Raw genomic sequence first — 1,130 nt, 5'->3', positions numbered from 1 at the left:
TAGCTGCCCCGCGCGGGCCATAAACGCCATCGGTCGACGGCCGCCGATGGTCGCGGAGTTGTCGCTGAATCAACGCCCGACCGGCCGGACTGGTCTCGGCGGCGTCAATCGCTGGTTACGCGCGGGTGTCGAGTCTCGGCACAGCCCGGGCCGGACCGGCAAAGACGAGCATTTCGGGCGCAAGGTGGTTAGGGTCACTGGTCATGACCGACGTGGCCGATTCCATCAGCACTCCCGCGCCGATGATCTCGATGCGGAATGTGGACAAGCACTTCGGCTCGCTGCACGTCTTGCGTGACATCAATCTCGAAGTGCCCAAGGGGCAGGTCGTGATCGTGGTGGGACCCTCGGGCTCCGGCAAGTCGACGTTGTGCCGAACCATCAACCGGCTCGAGACCATCGATTCCGGTGAGATCGCCGTCGACGGGGTGAAACTGCCCGAGGAAGGCAAGGCCCTCGCCAAACTGCGCGCCGACGTGGGCATGGTGTTCCAGCAGTTCAACCTGTTCGCGCACAAGACAATTCTCGACAATGTGATGCTGGCGCCGGTGAAGGTGCGCCGCACCGACAAGGCCAAGGCGCGAGCCCGGGCGCTGGAGCTGCTCGACCGGGTCGGCATCGCCAATCAGGCCGACAAGTATCCGGCGCAGCTGTCCGGCGGACAGCAGCAGCGCGTGGCCATCGCCCGCGCGCTGGCCATGAGCCCGAAGGTGATGCTGTTCGACGAGCCCACCTCCGCACTCGACCCGGAAATGGTGTCCGAGGTGCTCGAGGTCATGGTCGGGCTGGCCCGCGACGGCATGACCATGCTGGTCGTCACCCACGAGATGGGCTTCGCGCGCCGCGCCGGCAATCGGGTGCTGTTCATGGCCGACGGGCAGATCGTCGAGGACACCGAACCCGAATCCTTCTTCACCGCACCGAAATCGGATCGCGCCAGGGACTTCCTCGGCAAGATCCTCTCCCACTGACTCCACAAGAGAACAGGACGTTCGATGAGGATCAACCCCGCGCTCAGGATCGCCGCCGGAGTGGCTGCCCTGGCCCTCGCCGTCACCGCGTGCGGCGGCGGCAGCAACAAGACCGCCAGCCAGCACGCCGCCGACGGCAAGCTCACCATCGGCATCAAG

The 1,130-nt window shown here is 65.8% G+C and carries 1 protein-coding gene; it reads left to right on the top strand.

Annotated elements, in window-relative coordinates; all coding sequences use genetic code 11:
• Window positions 1-203 precede the first annotated feature (203 nt).
• Window positions 204-971, top strand: coding sequence for an amino acid ABC transporter ATP-binding protein (locus ACIRS4_RS38240; RefSeq protein ID WP_404204885.1), 768 nt, complete (start codon window positions 204-206; stop codon window positions 969-971).
• Window positions 972-1,130: the final 159 nt, after the last annotated feature.

The sequence above is a fragment of the Streptomyces sp. NPDC101166 genome (assembly GCF_044768125.1).
GTDB lineage: Bacteria > Actinomycetota > Actinomycetes > Streptomycetales > Streptomycetaceae > Streptomyces.
The sequence above is the reverse complement of the archived record's forward strand: the minus strand, read 5'-3'. Positions and strand labels throughout refer to the sequence as shown.

Bases quoted from the DNA above. Each gene is read 5' to 3' on its own strand.
- ACIRS4_RS38240 (WP_404204885.1), top strand. From the start codon at position 204: ATGACCGACGTGGCCGATTCCATCAGCACTCCCGCGCCGATGATCTCG.